This window comes from Micromonospora salmantinae (assembly GCF_022230905.1).
Classification (GTDB): Bacteria; Actinomycetota; Actinomycetes; order Mycobacteriales; family Micromonosporaceae; genus Micromonospora; species Micromonospora salmantinae.
This window is the reverse complement of record NZ_JAKKFG010000019.1, coordinates 1-17,441: the sequence shown is the minus strand read 5'-3', so window position 1 is coordinate 17,441 and position 17,441 is coordinate 1. Positions and strand designations below refer to the sequence as shown.

General features: G+C 71.9%; 15 protein-coding genes. 7 read left to right on the top strand and 8 right to left on the bottom strand.

The window, feature by feature from the left end; translation table 11 throughout:
* Positions 1-91 precede the first annotated feature (91 nt).
* The 3 genes from PSH03_RS16000 to PSH03_RS15990 all read left to right on the top strand — a co-directional run bounded on the left by PSH03_RS16000 (position 92) and on the right by PSH03_RS15990 (position 3,150).
* On the top strand, positions 92-721 hold the full coding sequence (locus PSH03_RS16000) for a TetR/AcrR family transcriptional regulator (protein ID WP_210786774.1): 630 nt from the start codon (positions 92-94) through the stop codon (positions 719-721).
* Positions 722-754: 33 nt separating this feature from the next.
* The gene (locus tag PSH03_RS15995; protein WP_210786772.1) at positions 755-2,248 is read left to right on the top strand and encodes an MFS transporter; all 1,494 of its coding nucleotides are present in this window, start codon (positions 755-757) and stop codon (positions 2,246-2,248) included.
* 110 nt (positions 2,249-2,358) lie between these two features.
* Positions 2,359-3,150, top strand: a complete 792-nt coding sequence (locus PSH03_RS15990) for a maleylpyruvate isomerase family mycothiol-dependent enzyme (protein ID WP_238689602.1) — start codon at positions 2,359-2,361, stop codon at positions 3,148-3,150.
* Between the two features lie 42 nt (positions 3,151-3,192).
* Here PSH03_RS15990 and PSH03_RS15985 read toward each other — a convergent pair whose 3' ends face one another.
* Both PSH03_RS15985 and PSH03_RS32510 read right to left on the bottom strand, forming a co-directional pair.
* On the bottom strand, positions 3,193-4,392 hold the full coding sequence (locus tag PSH03_RS15985; RefSeq protein WP_238689601.1) for an RtcB family protein: 1,200 nt from the start codon (positions 4,390-4,392) through the stop codon (positions 3,193-3,195).
* A gap of 127 nt (positions 4,393-4,519) precedes the next feature.
* Positions 4,520-4,645 (bottom strand): hypothetical protein, encoded by a 126-nt coding sequence (locus PSH03_RS32510; RefSeq protein WP_255750691.1) that lies wholly within the window; start codon positions 4,643-4,645, stop codon positions 4,520-4,522.
* Positions 4,646-4,754: 109 nt separating this feature from the next.
* On the opposite strand from PSH03_RS32510, the gene PSH03_RS15980 reads away from it, so the two are divergent.
* Positions 4,755-5,762: a helix-turn-helix transcriptional regulator gene (locus tag PSH03_RS15980; RefSeq protein WP_238689600.1), complete on the top strand. Its 1,008-nt coding sequence runs from the start codon at positions 4,755-4,757 to the stop codon at positions 5,760-5,762.
* On the opposite strand, the gene PSH03_RS15975 is transcribed toward PSH03_RS15980, so the two are convergent.
* Complete coding sequence (locus PSH03_RS15975) at positions 5,757-7,064, bottom strand: RICIN domain-containing protein (protein WP_238689599.1); 1,308 nt, start codon at positions 7,062-7,064, stop codon at positions 5,757-5,759. The two genes, PSH03_RS15980 and PSH03_RS15975, sit on opposite strands and share 6 nt — an antisense overlap.
* 158 nt (positions 7,065-7,222) lie before the next feature.
* Between PSH03_RS15975 and PSH03_RS15970 the strand changes: the two genes are divergently transcribed.
* The gene (locus PSH03_RS15970; protein WP_238689598.1) at positions 7,223-8,410 is read left to right on the top strand and encodes a spore photoproduct lyase family protein; all 1,188 of its coding nucleotides are present in this window, start codon (positions 7,223-7,225) and stop codon (positions 8,408-8,410) included.
* Positions 8,411-8,428: 18 nt separating this feature from the next.
* On the opposite strand, the gene PSH03_RS15965 is transcribed toward PSH03_RS15970, so the two are convergent.
* Positions 8,429-9,262, bottom strand: a complete 834-nt coding sequence (locus PSH03_RS15965; RefSeq protein WP_238689597.1) for a M15 family metallopeptidase — start codon at positions 9,260-9,262, stop codon at positions 8,429-8,431.
* A 239-nt stretch (positions 9,263-9,501) separates the two neighbouring features.
* On the opposite strand from PSH03_RS15965, the gene PSH03_RS15960 reads away from it, so the two are divergent.
* Positions 9,502-10,539, top strand: coding sequence for a LacI family DNA-binding transcriptional regulator (locus PSH03_RS15960; RefSeq protein WP_210787417.1), 1,038 nt, complete (start codon positions 9,502-9,504; stop codon positions 10,537-10,539).
* A gap of 135 nt (positions 10,540-10,674) precedes the next feature.
* Here the strand turns inward: PSH03_RS15960 and PSH03_RS15955 are convergent, their stop codons facing one another.
* The 3 genes from PSH03_RS15955 to PSH03_RS15945 all read right to left on the bottom strand — a co-directional run bounded on the left by PSH03_RS15955 (position 10,675) and on the right by PSH03_RS15945 (position 13,575).
* Positions 10,675-11,520, bottom strand: coding sequence for a peptidylprolyl isomerase (locus tag PSH03_RS15955; RefSeq protein ID WP_238689596.1), 846 nt, complete (start codon positions 11,518-11,520; stop codon positions 10,675-10,677).
* 70 nt (positions 11,521-11,590) lie between these two features.
* Positions 11,591-12,799 (bottom strand): D-alanyl-D-alanine carboxypeptidase family protein, encoded by a 1,209-nt coding sequence (locus PSH03_RS15950; protein WP_238689595.1) that lies wholly within the window; start codon positions 12,797-12,799, stop codon positions 11,591-11,593.
* A 47-nt stretch (positions 12,800-12,846) separates the two neighbouring features.
* Positions 12,847-13,575: a MerR family transcriptional regulator gene (locus PSH03_RS15945; RefSeq protein ID WP_210787519.1), complete on the bottom strand. Its 729-nt coding sequence runs from the start codon at positions 13,573-13,575 to the stop codon at positions 12,847-12,849.
* Between the two features lie 166 nt (positions 13,576-13,741).
* Between PSH03_RS15945 and PSH03_RS15940 the strand changes: the two genes are divergently transcribed.
* Positions 13,742-16,036 (top strand): ATP-binding cassette domain-containing protein, encoded by a 2,295-nt coding sequence (locus PSH03_RS15940; protein WP_238689594.1) that lies wholly within the window; start codon positions 13,742-13,744, stop codon positions 16,034-16,036.
* 204 nt (positions 16,037-16,240) lie between these two features.
* Here PSH03_RS15940 and PSH03_RS15935 read toward each other — a convergent pair whose 3' ends face one another.
* Positions 16,241-16,660: a protein-tyrosine phosphatase family protein gene (locus PSH03_RS15935; protein WP_210787521.1), complete on the bottom strand. Its 420-nt coding sequence runs from the start codon at positions 16,658-16,660 to the stop codon at positions 16,241-16,243.
* Positions 16,661-17,441: the final 781 nt, after the last annotated feature.

Genomic DNA, 17,441 nt, shown 5'->3' with positions numbered 1-17,441 from the left:
GTCGGCTGGGTGCGAGGCAACTCACGAAACCCTGCACGATCAGCCAACCGCGAACTAGGGTCAGTACGACATCGTTTCGCGGGGGGTCGGCATGCTGGGTGGTCAGCAGGTGGGCGCGGGCGCCGGGGTTCCGGCAGCCCGGGCCCCGCGCTGCACGGACGGCGACCTGTTCACCGTCGTCATCGACACCCTGCGCGAGGTCGGCTTCGACCGGATGACCATCGACGCCGTCGCCGCCCGCGCCCACGTCAGCAAGGCCACCATCTACCGACGCTGGGACGGCAAGGCCGAGCTGGTCGTCGCCGCCCTGCGCGACCGGCACGTGGGTGTCCACAACCCGCCCGACACCGGTTCCCTGCGCGGGGACCTGATCGAGTTGCTGCGGGCCACGGCCGCGATCTGCACGGCCGACTGCGACCTCATGCAGGCGTTGACCTTCGCCATGCGGACCAACCCCGAGCTGGAACGTCTGGTGCGTCACCAGGTGCTGCCGGCCGGGCGGGTGGCAAGCACCGCCATCCTGGTCCGGGCCGCCGCCCGCGGGGAGATCCCGCCGGAGGCCGGCGAACGGGAGCTGTTCCACGATCTGGCACCCGCGCTCACCATGTCCCGCATCGTCGCGCACGGCCTACCCGCCGATGACGCGTTCCTCACCCAGGTCGTCGACCAGGTGCTGATCCCGGTACTCCGCTATCAGCACGACCGTCCGTCGCCGGCCTGATTCACCGATATTCGCAACACGGAAGGCTTCACCATGCCCGGAACCACCTCGACCGCGCCCGGCGCGCCCAACGCCGGGGCGTCGACAGGCGCACCGCACCCGCGGCGCTGGATCGCGCTGGCGGTCATCGCGGTCTCACAGCTGATGGTCGTCCTGGACGCCACGATCGTGAACATCGCGCTGCCGCAGGCCCAGGCCGACCTGGGGATCACCGACGCGAACCGGCAGTGGGTGATCACCGCGTACACGCTGGCCTTCGGTGGTCTGCTGCTGCTCGGCGGTCGCATCGCCGACTACTGGGGGCGCAAGCGCACCTTCCTGGTCGGCATGACCGGTTTCGCGCTCGCCTCCGCCCTGGGCGGTCTGGCCACCACCGGTGAGATGCTCTTCGCCGCCCGCGCGTTGCAGGGCGCCTTCGGCGCGCTGCTCGCCCCGGCCGCGCTGGCGCTGCTCACCGTCCTGTTCACCGAGGCCACCGAGCGGGCCAAGGCCTTCGCGGTGTACGGCGCGATCGCCGGCGGTGGGTCCGCGGTCGGCCTGCTGCTCGGCGGGGTGCTCACCGAGTACGCCGACTGGCGCTGGTGCCTGCTGGTCAACATCCCGGTCGCCGCCATCGCCATCGCCTTCGCGCTGCCGCTGGTGCCGGAGAGCCGGGCCCACGGCAACACCCGCTACGACGTACCCGGTGCGATCGTGGTGACCGCCGGCCTGGTCTCCCTGGTCTACGGCTTCACCAAGGCCGCCGAGGACGGTTGGGACGCCACCGCGACGCTCGGTTTCATCGCCGCGGGCGTGGTGCTGCTCGCCGTCTTCGTGGTGATCGAGCTGCGCTCCAGCCACCCGCTGCTGCCGCTGCGGATCCTGCTGGACCGCAACCGGGGCGGTGCGTTCCTCACCTCGACGCTGATCGGCGCCGGCCTGTTCGGGGCGTTCCTCTTCCTGACCTTCTACTTCCAGGTTGTGCTGCAGTACAAGCCCCTCGAAGCCGGTCTCGCGTCCCTGCCGGTCACCGTCGGCGTGCTGATCGCCGCGGGTGGGGCCAGCCAGCTCATGCCCCGGTTGGGTGCCAAGCCGCTGATGGTCGCCGGTTCGGCGCTCGCCGCCCTGGGCATGCTGGTGCTGACCCAGATCGACGTGGACACCTCGTTCCTCACCCACCTGCTGCCCGCGCAGGTCGTGCTGGGCCTGGGGCTGGGCTTCACCTTCGTCCCGCTGTCCAGCCTCGCCCTGGTGGGGGTGCCGGAGCACGACGCCGGTGCGGCCAGCGCGACGCTCAACGCCACCCAGCAGATCGGTGGCTCGCTCGGCACCGCGCTGCTGAACACCTTCTACACCAGCGCGGTCGCCGCCTATCTGGTCGGACGGGCGCCGAACCCGGTCAACCAGGTCGAGGCGCTCGTGCACGGCTACCGGGTGGCCTTCGCCTGGGGCGCGGCGCTGATCGTGCTCGCCGGACTGGCCACCCTGGTCCTGGTGAAGGTCCGCAAGGAGGACATCCCGACCGGCAACACAGTGCACATGGGCTGAGCCTGACCGACGTGGCCGACGGCCGGAGCGGCCCGACCCCGGGGCCGGCCCGCCGGCGGCCACGTCCGGTAGCGTCCGGACCATAGCCGAAAATCCGTTTGAGGAGATCCATGTCGACCCCTGCTGACCAGATCATCACGGCTCTGCGCGCGGGCCACGAGGAGCTCGCCGCGCTCGTACGGGACCTCAAGGAGGACGACCTGCTCCGGCCGTCGGGGGCCAGCGAGTGGCAGGTCTCCCAGGTGCTGAGCCACCTGGGCAGCGGCGCCGAGATCAACCTGGCGACGCTGGACGCCGCCCGTTCCGGCGCGCCCGGCCCGGACGGGGACTTCAACCGTGGCGTCTGGGCACGCTGGGACGCGATGTCCCCGGCCGAGCACGCCGCCGGGTTCCTCGCCACCAACGAACGGCTGGTCGAGGCGTACGAGGCGCTGGACGCCGAGACCCGGGCCTCGATGCGGATCGACCTCGGCTTCCTGCCGGAGCCGGTCGACGTGGCCACCGCGGCCCGGTTCCGGCTCAGCGAGTTCGCCCTGCACCAGTGGGACGCCGAGGTCGCGTTCAACAGGTTCGCGGCGGTGACGCCGGGGGCGGTGGCGCTGCTGCTCGACCAGATCGGCGGCATGCTGGCCTGGACCAGCCGACCCCAGGAGCTGGCGGGCCGGGAGGCCACGCTGCTGGTCCGGCTGCACGCGCCCGAGCGGACGTTCGGGCTGCGGCTGGGCGAGAAGGTCGAGATCGTCGACGCGCCGGAGCGCCCCGACGGGGAGCTGGTGGCCCCGGCCGAGGCGTGGCTGCGGCTGGCCACCGGACGGCTGGGCCCCCAGCACACTCCCGACGGGGTGCAGGTGACCGGCTCGGTCACAGTCGACGACCTGCGCCGAGTCTTCGTCGGCTTCTGACCAGCGGCCGTGCGGGCCGGTCTCCCCGGCCCGCACGGCACGTCAGCCCTTCACGCAGACCACCTGCTTGAGGTGCGCGACCACCTCGACCAGGTCCTCCTGCTGGGCCATCACCTCGGTGATGTCCTTGTACGCGCCGGGGATCTCGTCGACCACCCCGGCGTCCTTGCGGCACTCCACCCCGGCGGTCTGCGCGGCCAGGTCCTCCGTGCTGAACGTCCGCTTGGCCTGCGCCCGAGACATCCGACGCCCCGCCCCGTGCGACGCCGAGCAGTACGCGTCGGTGTTTCCCCGCCCCCGCACGATGTACGACCCGGTGCCCATCGACCCGGGGATGATGCCCAGGTCACCCCGGCCGGCCCGGATGGCGCCCTTGCGGGTCACCAGCACGTCCACCCCGTCGTAGCTCTCCTCGGAGACGTAGTTGTGGTGGCACGAGATCGACTCGTGGAAGGACACCTGCGGGAAGTGCTCACGCACCACACCGCAGAGCAGGGCCAGCATGACCGCCCGGTTGCGCCGCGCGTACTCCTGCGCCCACCAGAGATCCCGCCGGTACGCGTCCATCTCCGGCGTCCCGGCGAGGAACACGGCCAGGTCCCGGTCCGGAAGGTCGGCGTTGTGCGGCAGCCCTCGGGCTACCCCGATGTGCCGCTCGGCCAGCTCCTTGCCGATGTTGCGGGACCCGGAGTGCAGCATCAGCCAGACCCGTCCCTCGTCGGCGCCGCCCTGCTCCAGGCAGACCTCGATGAAGTGGTTGCCCCCGCCGAGGGTGCCGATCTGCCGCTGCGCCCGCGTCTCCAGCTGCGCCACCCGCCGGTCCAGGCCGGCGAACCGGCCCCAGAAGTCGTCCCAGCCGGCCTGCTCCAGGCCCCGGATCCGACGCGTGTCGACCGAGTCCTTGCGCTGGGCGAAGCCGACCGGAATGGTGGCCTCGATCGCGGAACGCAGCCCGGCCAGGTCGTCCGGCAGGTCGGCGGCGGTCAGCGAGGTACGGACCGCCGACATCCCGCAGCCGATGTCGACGCCGACCGCGGCCGGCGAGACGGCCTGCCGCATCGCGATCACCGAGCCGACCGTGGCGCCCTTGCCGAAGTGCACGTCGGGCATGACGGCGACACCCTGCACCCAGGGCAGCGCGCCGATGTTGCGCAGCTGCTTGGCGGCCTGCGGCTCGATGGCGTACGGGTCGGTCCAGACCCGGACCGGTGCCCGGGTACCGGCGAGGGGGGTGAATCCCATCGTGGTCTCCTTCTGTGGTGCGGTGACCGTTAATGATCGTATTTGGCGGCCAGCGGCGGTGCGCGGATACGAAAGGGCCGCCCGATCCCGGTGGGATGGGCGGCCGGCGGACGCGTCAGCGTCGGCGTCAGTCGCGCCACCCCGGCTCGTTGCGCCGCGCCGGGCGGTAGGCACGGGTATTGGCGGTGAGCTGCAAAGGGGTGCCGGTGGAGAGCAGGCGCCGGCGGGCGTCGGTGCGGACGCGTCGCGACATGGCGTACTCCCCTCGGGTGTGATCGGTCGACCTTGCACCGACGACAGTAGGAGGGCTGCGGCGCGTCCGCAATGGATATCGCCGCTAGCCGTAGTGCAGACTCGCGGGCATGGTGGAGACCTCCGTGCGCCTGCTGCGGCTGCTGACTCTCCTGCAGGTGCGCCGAGAGTGGTCCGGCGCCGAGTTGGCCGAACGGCTCGCCGTCACCACCCGCACGGTACGCACGGACGTGGAACGGCTGCGGGTGCTGGGCTACCAGATCGAGTCACACCCGGGGGTCGCCGGCGGCTACCGGCTCGGCGCCGGGTCGGCGCTGCCACCGCTGCTGCTCGACGACGACGAGGCAGTGGCGGTGGCGGTCGGGCTCCGGGCGGCGGCCGGCGGCTCGGTGACCGGCATCGAGGAAACCTCGCTGCGGGCGTTGGCCAAGCTGGAGCAGTCATTGCCGTCACGGCTGCGGCACCGGGTGGACGCCCTACGCTCGGCGACGGTCTCCGCCGCGGGCGGTGGCCCGACAGTGGACGCCGACACTCTCACCGCCGTCTCCACGGCCGCGCACCGTCGGGAGCGGCTGCGGTTCGACTACGCCGGCCATGACGGCACGGTCAGCGTGCGCGACGTCGAGCCGTACCGTCTGGTCTACACCGGGCGGCGGTGGTATCTGCTGGGGTGGGACACCGACCGGGCGGACTGGCGGACGTTCCGCGCCGACCGGATCCAACCCCGGGTGCCGACCGGCCCCCGCTTCGCGCCGCGGGAGCCGCCAGGTGGCGACGCGGTCGCGCACGTGCTGCACGGCGTCGGCTCGGCGGCCTGGCCACACCCCGCCCGGGTACGCCTGCACGCGTCGGCCGAGGCGATGGCGCGACGGATCCCCACCACGGCGGGCCTGCTGGAGGCGATCGACGAGCGGACCTGCCTGCTGCACACCGGCGGCGAGTCGCTGGGCAATCTCGCCGCCTTCCTCGGCACCCTGGCAGTCGACTTCGACGTGCTCGACCCACCGGAGCTGCGCACCGTCGTCCGGGACGTCGCCGCCCGGTTCGTGCGCGCCGCCGGGCCCGCGCCGGGGCGAGTCGCGGTTCACCCCGGCGCGGACGCGGCAGTGCAGCTATGACTGCGGAACCAGCCGGAAGGACTGCGCCGCGGTGCCGTTGCAGGCGTACTGGATGAGCTGGACGCTGTCCGCTGTGGACGCACCCGGCACGTCGAGACACTTGCCGCTGGAGCGGTTGACCAGGCGGTAGTAGCCGCCGCCCTCGGGCTCGGCCCGCCACTGCTGGTTGTTGCCGCCGCTGTAGGACCAGAGCTGAATCGGCGCCGAGTCGGCGGTCGACCGGTTCGTCACGTCGAGCACCTGGGCGCTGTTGTTGCGGTTGTTGACCCGCAGGTACCCGCCGCTGGTCGGCACGAACTGGTACTGCTGCGCGGTGCTGCTGTTGCACACGTACTGCTGGATGGCCGTGCCGTTGGCGCTGGCCGCGGCGCGGGCGTCCACGCACTTGCCGCTGGCCCGGTTGACAGCGGTGTGCCAGGCGGTCGGCGAGATGCCGTCGGACGGCGGGGGCGTGGTCGGCGGGACGGTGCCGACGCCGGCAAGCCAGTGCAGCCCGTCGATCAGCAACTGGTTCTGCTGCGCGCTGTCGAACGTCGACGACAGCCCGGTGTTGGTGCTGTAGTTCATCTCGTTGTGGCCGAAGTTGGCGTAGAGCATCTTGTACTGCCGGTTGCTCCAGACGAGCGGGTAGTAGCCGCCGTACCAGGACTGGTTGGGGTCCGTGCCGACCGGGAAGCTGGACGGGTCGACCGAGGCGAGGATGTCGATGTCGGGGTTCTGCCGCAGGTCGTTGCTCCAGGAGTACCACTCGCTGATCGACGACGGGAACGTCGCCGGGAGGTTCCGGGTGGCGGCGTGGGTGCGGTTGTCGGCGCGCATCGTGACCCGGGTGGGTCCCCAGGTGTTCGTCTGGAACGAGCCGGTGCCGAGGAAGGTGTTGTAGTACCAGCTCCAGCTCGACGGGTTGGTGGTGAACGCGCTGACGTGGAAGCCAAACCACGCCCCGCCGCTCTGCATGTACTGCTGGAACGCGGCGCGCTGCGCGGTGGGCGGCGCGTCGTCCAGGAACATGACGACCTTGTACTGGGCCAGGTTGGCGGTGTTCAGCAGACCCCAGTTGTTGGTGGCCTCCCAGGAAAAACCGTGCTGGGCGGCGGCCTGCGGGAACCAGGCGCGGGCGTCCTTGACGAAGTCGATGTGCGCGGCGTCCCAGGTGCCGTTGTAGAAGGCCAGGACCTTGAACGTCGGCGCGGCCTGCGCACTGCGCGAGGCGTTGACCGCGAGACCGGCGGTCAACGCGACGACCAGGGCGACGAACAACGACAGGATCCGTCTGGTACGGGAGGAGAGTTCTGCGATCACCTGATCGTCCCTTCGGTCGGGACGCGCGCCGCCGCGTCGAAGTGCATCTGTTCACAAGGTTTACAGATAGATGAGAGATTATGCGCTCCGGTTGGGCGGCGTCAATCGCGGGGCGACCGATCGGGTGGGATTCCTGCGCCAACGGGTACCCCGGCCGGATGACCAGCCCGGACGCCGTCGACGTCGACCAGCCGCTCGCCGAGGACGTACCCGCCGCACCGCACGACGCCAGCGGCGAGTGGGTGCCGACCCGCGACCTGGCCGGCCTCGCGCCGCCGGCCCGGTCGGCACGCCGCTGGACCCCGAGCCGGGTGGTGGCCACCCCCGCCGCCCTCGACCACCCGCACGGCCAACGGATCGTCGAGCGGGTGCGGGCACTCGGCATCGAGGTGGAACACCTGCGCGCCAACCGGCTCACCGGGGTACGCGGGCAGACCGACCGGGAGACCTACAACCGGGCCAAGTCGACGATGGCGATCGTGGTGAGCCCACCCTCGCGGCGCGTGCTGCAACCCATCGCGCCCAGCGCGGACTGGCGGGTCGACCTGGCCGAGGGCTGCCCGGCGCACTGCCAGTACTGCTACCTCGCCGGATCCCTGTCCGGCCCACCGGTGACCCGGGTGTACGCGGACCTCGACGACATCCTGGCCGGGCTGGCCGCGTACGCCGGGCGCGGCACGGTGACCAGCCGCAACGCGCGGCGCGCCGACGAAGGCACCACCTTCGAGGCGTCCTGCTACACCGACCCGCTCGCCCTGGAGCACCTGACCGGCAGTTGGCGACGCGCGGTGCGGCACTTCGCCGACTGGGACGCCCCCGTGCAGTTGCGCTGGACCACCAAGTACGCCGACGTGGACACCTTCGTGGGGCTGCCGCACGCCGGCCGGACCCGGGTCCGGTTCAGCGTCAACTGCGCCCCGGTAAGCGAACGGTTCGAGGGTGGCACCGCCCGGGTGCCGGACCGGCTGGCCGCGCTGCGCCGGCTCGCCCTCGACGGCTACCCGGTCGGGCTGACCATCGCGCCGATCATCGCGCTGCCGGACTGGCGGGAGCGCTACGGCGAACTGCTCGACCAGGTCCGCGCGGCTGTCGACGGGGTGCCGGACCTGGACCTGACCGCCGAGCTGATCACCCACCGGTTCACGCCGGGCAGCAAGGAGGTGCTGCTCGGCTGGTACCCGCGTACCCGGCTGGAGATGGACGAGGAGTCCCGCACCCGCAAGCACGGCAAGTTCGGCGCGGTGAAGTACGTCTACCCGCCTGAGCAGATGACCGAGCTGCGCGACTGGTTCACCGCCGAACTGACCGCCCGCGTGCCAGGGTGCCGGATCCTCTACTGGACCTGACCTCGCGCCCCGGGCGGGTCAGCCGACCGAGGAGCGGGCTACCGGGGCGGCGAAGAACGTGTCCGGGTACGGCTCGTCGCGCAGGCTGTAGTGCCACCACTCACGGTCGTAGTTGACGAACCCGGCGTCGGTCATCAGCCGCTGCAACAACCGGCGGTTCTCCCGAGGCGTCCCGGTGATGTTGGGGTCGGCGGTGTGCGCCCGCGAGTCGAAACAGTCGAAGCCCGTACCCATGTCGATGCTGTTGTCCGCGAAGCGCTGCCCGCGCGGCGCGGTGCAGGCGACCAGCGGTTGCCCCACCCGGTACGGAGGTTGGCTGGCGGCGGGCTCGTCGACCAGTGTCAGGTCCAGGGTGCTGCCGCGGCTGTGCGCGGTGGGCGCGCCGATGTAACCGTCGGCGAAGAGCCGGTTCTTGGCCAGGTCCGGGTAGAACTCGGCCTTGGTCTGCTGCTCATCGGGGCGCTTCGACCAGGCGACGAAGTCGTCCACCGCCGGTTGCGGGCGGTAGCAGTCGTACACCTTGAGGCTGTGCCCACCGGTCAGCGCGGCGTCCTGTACGCGGCGCAACGCCTCGGCCGCCTGCCGGGTGAGCAGGCACAGCGGCTCGCGGTAGCCGGTGATCGGTCGGCCGACGAAGTTGTGCGGTGTGGCGTACCGGATGTCGGCGTGGATGCGCGGGTCGAGGTCGGTCAGCACCACGAACCCCGGCAGCGGGGCTGCCGCCGAGGTGGACGGGGTCGGCGCGGGTGTGGGGCTCGCCGACGTCGGCTGCGGCGCTGGGCGGGGCTCCGGCCGCGGGCAGCCGCCGAGCAGCCCGGCGAGCGCGAGCACGACGGCCAGGCGGTGACGCACGAGTCCTGTCTATCAGCCCGACCAGGGTCACCATCCCAGGATTCAGTTGGTCCGCCGACCGAAAGTAACCGGAAAAACTCCGGAACTTTTCCGCAACTCCAACGAAGCTTCGAACGGCCTGGCATGTCGTCAACCCCTACCGGTGAGGCAAGATGACGCGTGGAACGGGCACGCCGTTTCGGGACACACGGTGGGCGACGCCTGATGGTCGCTCCTCCGGCTCGGTGAAGGAGACGCGGGTGGGCGCGGACGACGGACGCAGGGTGACCATCACCGCGATCGCACGGGAGGCCGGGGTGTCGGTGCCGACCGTGTCACGGGTGCTCAACGGGCGCTCCGACGTGGCCCCGGACACCCGGGAACGGGTCGAGGAGTTGTTGCGCCACCACGGCTACCGGCGTCGCACCAGCCGCAGCGTTCGCCGTGCCGGTCTCGTCGACCTGGTCTTCAACGACCTGGACAGCCCCTGGGCCGTGGAAATCATCCGGGGTGTGGAGGATGTCGGGCACGGCGCGGGCGTCGGCACTGTGGTCTCCGCGATCCACCGGCAGCCCACAGCGGCCCGGCAGTGGTTGCAGAACCTGCGCACCCGGGCCACCGACGGCGTCATCTTCGTGACCTCGCACCTGAGCCCGCCGCTGCACGCGCAGCTGCGTCGCCTCAACGTGCCGGTGGTGGTCGTGGACCCGGCCGGCGTGCCGGCCATGGACGTGCCCACGATCGGCGCCACCAACTGGGCCGGCGGGCTCGCCGCTACCGAACACCTGCTCGCGATCGGGCACCGGCGCATCGGTTTCGTGGCCGGGCCGACGCACCTGCTGTGCAGCCGGGCCCGGCTCGACGGCTACCGTGCCGGGCTGGAGGCCGCCGGGGTGCCGGTGGACGACAAGCTGATCTACCCGGGCGACTTCTACCACGCCTCCGGGTTCGCCGGCGGGACAGCGCTGCTCGACCTCGCCGACCCGCCGACCGGCATCTTCGCCTCCAGCGACCAGATGGCCTTCGGCGTCTACGAGGCCATCCGGCGCCGCGGGCTGCGCGTGCCGGACGACGTGAGCGTGGTGGGGTTCGACGACCTACCGGAAGCCCGCTGGGCTTCACCGCCGCTGACCACAGTGCGCCAACCGTTGGTCGAGATGGGACGCTTGGCGGCCCGGACCGTTCTGCGCCTGGCCCAGGGCGAGGGCATCGACTCGCCCCGGGTGGAACTCGCCACCGAGTTGGTCGTTCGGGACAGCACCGCCGCCCCGCTGACCGGGTCGCCCGCCTCGACGTGACGGCCGGAACTGCGCCGGAAACCGGTTGGACCCGTTCCGGTCCGTTCCCGAAAATTCCGGCGAGGCCGCGCCCGACCGAGATTCACCCACGGCCGGCGCGGTGAGCGACCGACGGCCACCCACCGCGCCGCACTGTCAGTGGTGGTGCCAGCGGACGGCCTTGCGGATGGTCACCGGCAGTGCGGGCGCGCCGTCGACCGGCGCCGGGTCCTCGGCGGTCGGCGCCACTCCCCCGGCGGCGATCCGGTCCAGCGTGGCCAGGCCGGCACCGTCGACCTCGCCGAAGATCGTGTAGTTGGGGCGCAGCGCGGAGTTGGCGTAGACCAGGAAGAACTGGCTGCCGTTGGTGTCCGGCCCGGCGTTGGCCATGGCCAGCACACCCCGGGCGTACACCCGGCGCTCCCCGGTCGGGTCGGTGGGCGCGGGCGGCAGGTCGGTCGGCAACTCGTCGCGGTACCGGTAGCCCGGACCGCCCTCACCGGTGCCGGACGGGTCACCGCACTGCAGCACGCTCAGCGTCGGGTACGCGGTGAGCCGGTGGCACGGGGTGCGGTCGTAGAACCGCTTGTTCACCAGGTGCAGGAAGCTCTGCACCGTGCACGGCGCGGCGGCCCGGTCCACTGTCAACCCGATAGGCCCATGATTGGTCGCCAGGGTCACCCGGACGCTGCCCCGGGCCGGGGTTCGTCGCGGGTCGGGCGGCAGCGTCACCGGCCGGGCGGCTGGTTCGTCCGGAGTCTCGGTGTACGCGCACGGACCGTGGGTGGTGCGCGGCGGTCGGGTGGCGGTGTCGACAGCGGCGGGCGGCGCGGCGGAGACGCGCACCGTGTCGGCCGACGGGCCCGGGGCGGCGAGCGCGGTGGCGGACGAGCCGACGACCAGCGCCCCGGCGAGCACTGTCACCCCCGCGAGGCGGGTCAGGGCGCGCACCGGCCGGCGGGGTGCCGCCAATGCGGGGCGCGGTTCGAGTTCACTCGACACAGGGATCCTCCTGGACTGGTGGTGCCAGAAAGACCGGAGTCTATGGATGGCAGCGCCCGATGTCGATCCGTCAGGGCATCCGGCGGCGACGCCGCCACAGCAGGCCGCCCAACAACGCCACCACCGTCGCGCCGCTCACCGCGGTCACCGACCAGAGCCACTCCGAGCCGGTACGCGCGGGCCCACTGGCCGCCGCCGGTCGGGGCGCGCCGGGTGCCGCCAGCGCGGACGGCGCCGCCGACGGGGTGGCGGTCAGCTCGCCGGGTTCGACCAGCCGGCCCACGGCGGCGTCCCGGGGCAGCGTGAAGCCCCAGTCCAGGAGGGCCGCGCCCTGCTCCCAGCCGCGTACCGGTGCCGATTCGGCGCCCAGCACTGTCACCACCAGCCGCCGTCCGCCGCGTTCCGCCGCCCCCACGTAGGTGTGCCGGGCCAGATCGGTGAAGCCGGTCTTGCCGCCGAGCGCCCCCGGGTACCGGTAGATGAGCTGGTTCTCGTTCTGGATCTCGAAGCCCTTGGTGCGTTGCGCCGGCTGGGGCGGAATCGACGTCTGCTCGGTCAGCGCGTACCGGCGGAAGGTCGGCTCGGCGAAGCAGGCCCGGGCGATCAGCGCCAGGTCGTACGCGCTGGTGAACTGCCCCTTGCCGTCCAGCCCGGACGGGGTGACCGCGTGCGTCTGGAGCGCGCCGAGGTGGTGCGCCTGCTCGTTCATGGCGCGCACGCCGGCGGCGCTGTCCGTTCCGCTGCCGAGTCGGGCCAGCGCGTTGGCGGCCTCGTTGCCGGAGTTGAGCAGCAACCCGAGCCAGATGGTCTCGATGGTGTACCGGCCGCCCGCGACCAGGCCCACGGCCGAGGAGCCGGGTTCGATGTTCATGTCCGCGTCGGTGACGGTGACCGTCTGCTTCGGGTCGAGCTTGGGCAGCATTGTCGCCGCCAGCAGGAGCTTCTGCACGCTCGCCGGTGTGCCGTACTCGTGTGGGCCGCAGCCGCCGAGCACCTGGCCGCTGTCCAGGTCGGCGACCAGCCACGACGTCGCGGTGACCCTCGGCGGCGCGGCGACGCCGGCCGGCACGACCAGGCCGGCCGTGTCCAGCGCCGGGCCGCCGATCATCCGTTGCTCACCGACGGCGGGCGGGGGCGACGGCCGGGGTGGGCGGGACGCCGCTGGGGCCGGGACCCGGGGGCAGCGCACCGTCGGCGCGGCGGACGCTCCCGTCGTACCGACCGGCACGGGAGCGAGCAGGACGGCGGACGTCGTGGCCGCCAGCAGCGCAGCTCTCATGTGCCCGACCCTAGTCAGGAAGATCGCCCGGTGGGACGGGATGCCGGTCAACTCGCGTCGCCGCGACCGCGGAGGTAGTCGTGCAGCGCGGCGGTGCCCCGCAGCCGGCGCAGGCTGCGGGTGTGCAGCTCCTGCTCGCGTCGGCCCAGCTCGGCGCGGACCCGCTGAGCGCTGCCGGTGGTCCGCAGCTCGCCCAGCACCGCGGCGATGATCTCGAACGGGTACGCGCCCCGGCGCAGCAACGCGATGACCTGCGCCGCGCGTAGCTCCGCCTCGTCGTACACCCGGTAGTTGGTGCCCGGGGTGCGGCCCGGCCGTAGCAGCTTGCGCTCCTCCCACAGCCGCAGCTGCGAGGTCCGGACCCCGACCAGGGCGGCCACCTCGCCGATGCGGGCGCCGTGGCGTGGCGCGGGCCGGGCCGCCGGTGGGCCGGCCAGCACGGTCTCGAAGGCGCCGAGCACCCGGCGGATCTCGGCGCGTTCCCGGTCCAGCTCGGCATGGCCGCCGTCGAGCGCCGCCAGGGCCGCCGGCAGGTCACCGGTGTGCACCGCCGCCATGATCTCCCGGGTACGGCTCCAGCCGTGCCCCTCGGCCAACCGCCGCGCCACTGTCAGCGCCCGGGCGTGCTCGGTGGTGAAGATCCGGTAGCCGCTGGCGGTGCGGCGCACCGGCGGGAGAACCCCCAACTCGACGTAGTTGCGCACCTGCTGCACCGAGATCCCGACGGTGGCCGCCAGGTCCACAGCGCGCAGCCGATCCTTCGAGGCGAGGTCCACGCGAGCCACCGTACCGCTTACGACGTGATTTGAGACTTTCCGGGGCATGCTGCTGAAGCCTGCGCTTGGATCTCGGCGAAAGTCTCTACATGAGGATGAATGAGACAATGGAATCCGCCAGTGCCCGGCGGGGCAAAGTCCCGCCACGATTCCGTGAAGGGTTCGTATGTCGCAGCCAGCATGGTCCGCCGCCGACAGCCACGACATGATCGAGGTACGCGGAGCGCGGGAGAACAACCTCGCCGACGTCTCGGTCGACATCCCCAAACGCCGGCTGACCGTCTTCACCGGTGTCTCCGGGTCGGGCAAGTCGTCGCTGGTCTTCGGCACCATCGCCGCCGAGTCCCAGCGCATGATCAACGAGACCTACAGCGCGTTCCTCCAGTCGTTCATGCCGAACCTCAACCGGCCGGACGTCGACTCGCTGCGCAACCTCAGCGCGGCCATCGTCGTCGACCAGGAACGGATGGGAGTCAACTCCCGGTCCACCGTCGGCACCGCCACCGACGCGTACGCCATGCTGCGGATCCTCTTCAGCCGCCTCGGCCAGCCGTCCGTCGGCGGCGCCGGGGCGTTCAGCTTCAACCTGCCCGAGGGCATGTGCCCCACCTGCGAAGGGCTGGGCCGGGTCTCCGACCTCGACGTCAACGAACTCGTCGACGTCGAGCGCTCCCTCAACGACGGCGCGATCACCGTGCCCAACTTCGCTGTCGACTCCTGGTACTGGCAGACCATCGTCGGCTCCGGCCTGTTCGACCCGGACGTCAAACTCCAGGACTTCACCCCGCAACAGTGGGAGGACTTCCTGCACAAGTCGGCCACCAAGATCAAGGTGGGCAGCAACAACTGGACGTACGAGGGGCTGGCGGTCAAGGTCAAGCGGCTCCTCCTGTCCAAGGACCGCGAGTCGATGCAACCGCACATCCGCGCCTTCGTCGACCGGGCGGTCACCTTCACCAGCTGCGGCGACTGCGGCGGCACCCGACTCAACGCGGCGGCCCGGTCATCACGGATCGCCGGGCACAACATCGCCGACTGCTCGGCCATGCAGATCAGCGACCTGGCCGCGTTCGTCCGCACCGTTGACGACCCGGGGGCCGCGCCACTCGTCGCCAACCTCCGCGACCTGCTGGACTCCCTGGTCGAGATCGGTCTGGGCTACCTCAGCCTGGACCGCGAGTCGGCGACCCTCTCCGGCGGCGAGGCGCAACGGGTGAAGATGGTCCGGCACCTCGGCTCCAGCCTCTCCGACGTCACCTACGTCTTCGACGAACCCACCGTGGGCCTGCACCCGCACGACATCGCCCGGATGAACGACCTGCTGCTGCGGCTGCGCGACAAGGGCAACACCGTGCTGGTGGTGGAACACAAACCGGAGACCATCGCCATCGCCGACCACGTGGTCGACCTCGGACCGGGCGCCGGCACCGACGGTGGTCGGATCTGTTTCACCGGCGACATCCCCGGCCTGCGCCGCTCCGACACCCTCACCGGCCGACACCTGGACCACCGGGTGACAGTGCGGGAGGCGGTACGCCAACCCACCGGGCAGCTCGCCATCCGCCAGGCCGACCTGCACAACCTGCACGACGTGGACGTGGACATCCCACTCGGGGTCCTCACAGTGGTCACCGGCGTGGCCGGCTCCGGCAAGAGCTCACTGATCCACGGGTCGCTGCGCGGCCGGTCCGGGGTCGTCATCGTCGACCAGTCCCCGATCCGTGGCTCACGACGCAGCAACCCGGCCACCTACAGCGGACTGCTCGACCCGATCCGCACCGCCTTCGCCAAGGCCAACGGGGTCAAGGCCGCGCTGTTCAGCGCCAACTCCGAGGGCGCCTGCCCGACCTGCAAGGGAATCGGCCTCATCTACACCGACCTGGCGATGATGGCCGGCGTCGCGAGCGTCTGCGAACGGTGCGAGGGGCGACGCTTCACCGACGAGGTGCTCACGTACACGCTGCGCGGCAAGAACATCCACGAGGTGCTGACCATGTCGGTCACCGAGGCGTACGCGTTCTTCCCCAGCGGGGCAGCGCACCTCATCCTCGGCCGGCTGGTCGACGTCGGGCTGGGCTACCTCAGCCTCGGCCAGCCACTGACCACCCTGTCCGGCGGGGAGCGGCAACGACTCAAGCTCGCCATCCACCTGGCCGAGAAGACCACCACGTACGTCCTGGACGAGCCGACCACGGGCCTGCACCTGGCCGACGTGGACCAACTGTTGGCCCTGCTCGACCGGATGGTCGACGCCGGGAACACGGTGATCGTCATCGAGCACCACCAGGCGGTCATGGCACACGCCGACTGGCTCATCGACCTCGGCCCCGGCGCCGGCCACGACGGTGGCCGCATCGTCTTCACCGGCACACCGGCCGAGCTGGTCGCCACCGGCGACACCCTCACCGCCAAGCACCTCCGCGAGTACGTCAACAACCCGGCGGTGATCGGCCAGAGCTGACACCGCTGCCCCCGCTACCGGCCGGAGCACAGTAGCGACGGGTGCCGGCACGAGCGGCTCTGGTCCGGCGGTACCAGCGGCGGCGGTCGGCTGACGCGGCGTCACGGGTGGCCGGCACGAGCGACGGTGGTTTGGCCGGCATCGCTCCGGCCGACGGCGGCGGCGGCGCTCCCGCAGCGCTCCGGCGGCGGCCCGGCGGCGGTGTCAGGTGACCCGGCGCAGCCAGCGCCGCTGCCAGGGGGTCTCCACCGCCTTCGGGTGGTAGCCGGCCCGCACCCACGGCACCGCCCGCTCGACCGGCAGACCGTCGAGGATCGCCAGCGCGGCCAGGGCCGTTCCGGTCCGACCCACTCCACCCCGACAGGCCACCTCGACACGTTCACCGTCACGGGCGCGTCGCAGGGCCTCCCGCAGGACGTCGAGGGCTTCGACACGGTCGAGCGGCACCCAGAAATCAGGCCACCGGATCCGCCGGTGCGGCCAGGCCGGCTCCGGGCCGGGTGCCAGCAGCACGGCGAAGTCGGCGGGCGAGGTCGCGGCAGCGACGCGGCGTCCGCGCACCGTCGCCCCACTGGGGAGTACGAGTACGCCAGACTGCTCGGACCACGGCTGCGCATCAGTCATCCGGACATTGTGCCGCGACGCTCTGAGGGGTGAGCACAGACAGCGCCGCCCCCGGCCGGTGGGCCGGGGGCGGCGCTGGTGTCGGTGTGCAGGTCGCCTCTCGGCGAGTGGCACGACGCGGCTCCAGCCAAACGGTATTCCGCGAGGGCGATATTAGGTGAGGCCCGGGGACACTGAGTCACACCGACACTCTCCACAACCAGCCCGCCGCCGCCGTTGTTCCCACACCCCGCCCACCCATCCGATCGGCGCCCCGCAGCCCGCCACGTGGCGGTCACCCGGCCCCGCCGCACCGCCGTGGCACCGCACCGAGGGCCGAGGCCCGCCCTACTCCCGCCGCACCGCCGGCTGGCGTCAGCCGTCGCTGGCGTCCGTGGCCGGCATTGGGCGGTGGCATCAACGCCTCGCCGCGCCACCGGTGGCGGCGGTCGGCCGGCCGCAACGCCCCACCGCTCGCCGGGCCGATGCGCCGACGGGTTCCATCGCTGAACACCGGTCGCCTCACGACCACGACACCCGCCATCGCCTCGCGCTTCGGCCATGACCCACGAGATCTTGGACGTTTTCCGTATCCGTACGCGCGGCGGACGGAAAATGTCCAAGATCTGCTGGCAGCCACCGACCGGACCGCGCCATCCGCTTCCGACGGGCACGCGGCGTCGCGGCATCGGCGACCAGCGGCATGTGCCTGCCGCACGGAAACGGAACGTGCCACTGGCCGGCACCCCGAGTGCGGGTGCCGGCCAGTGGTCGGTGCGGTGGTGCTGTGGTCTTGCCGTGC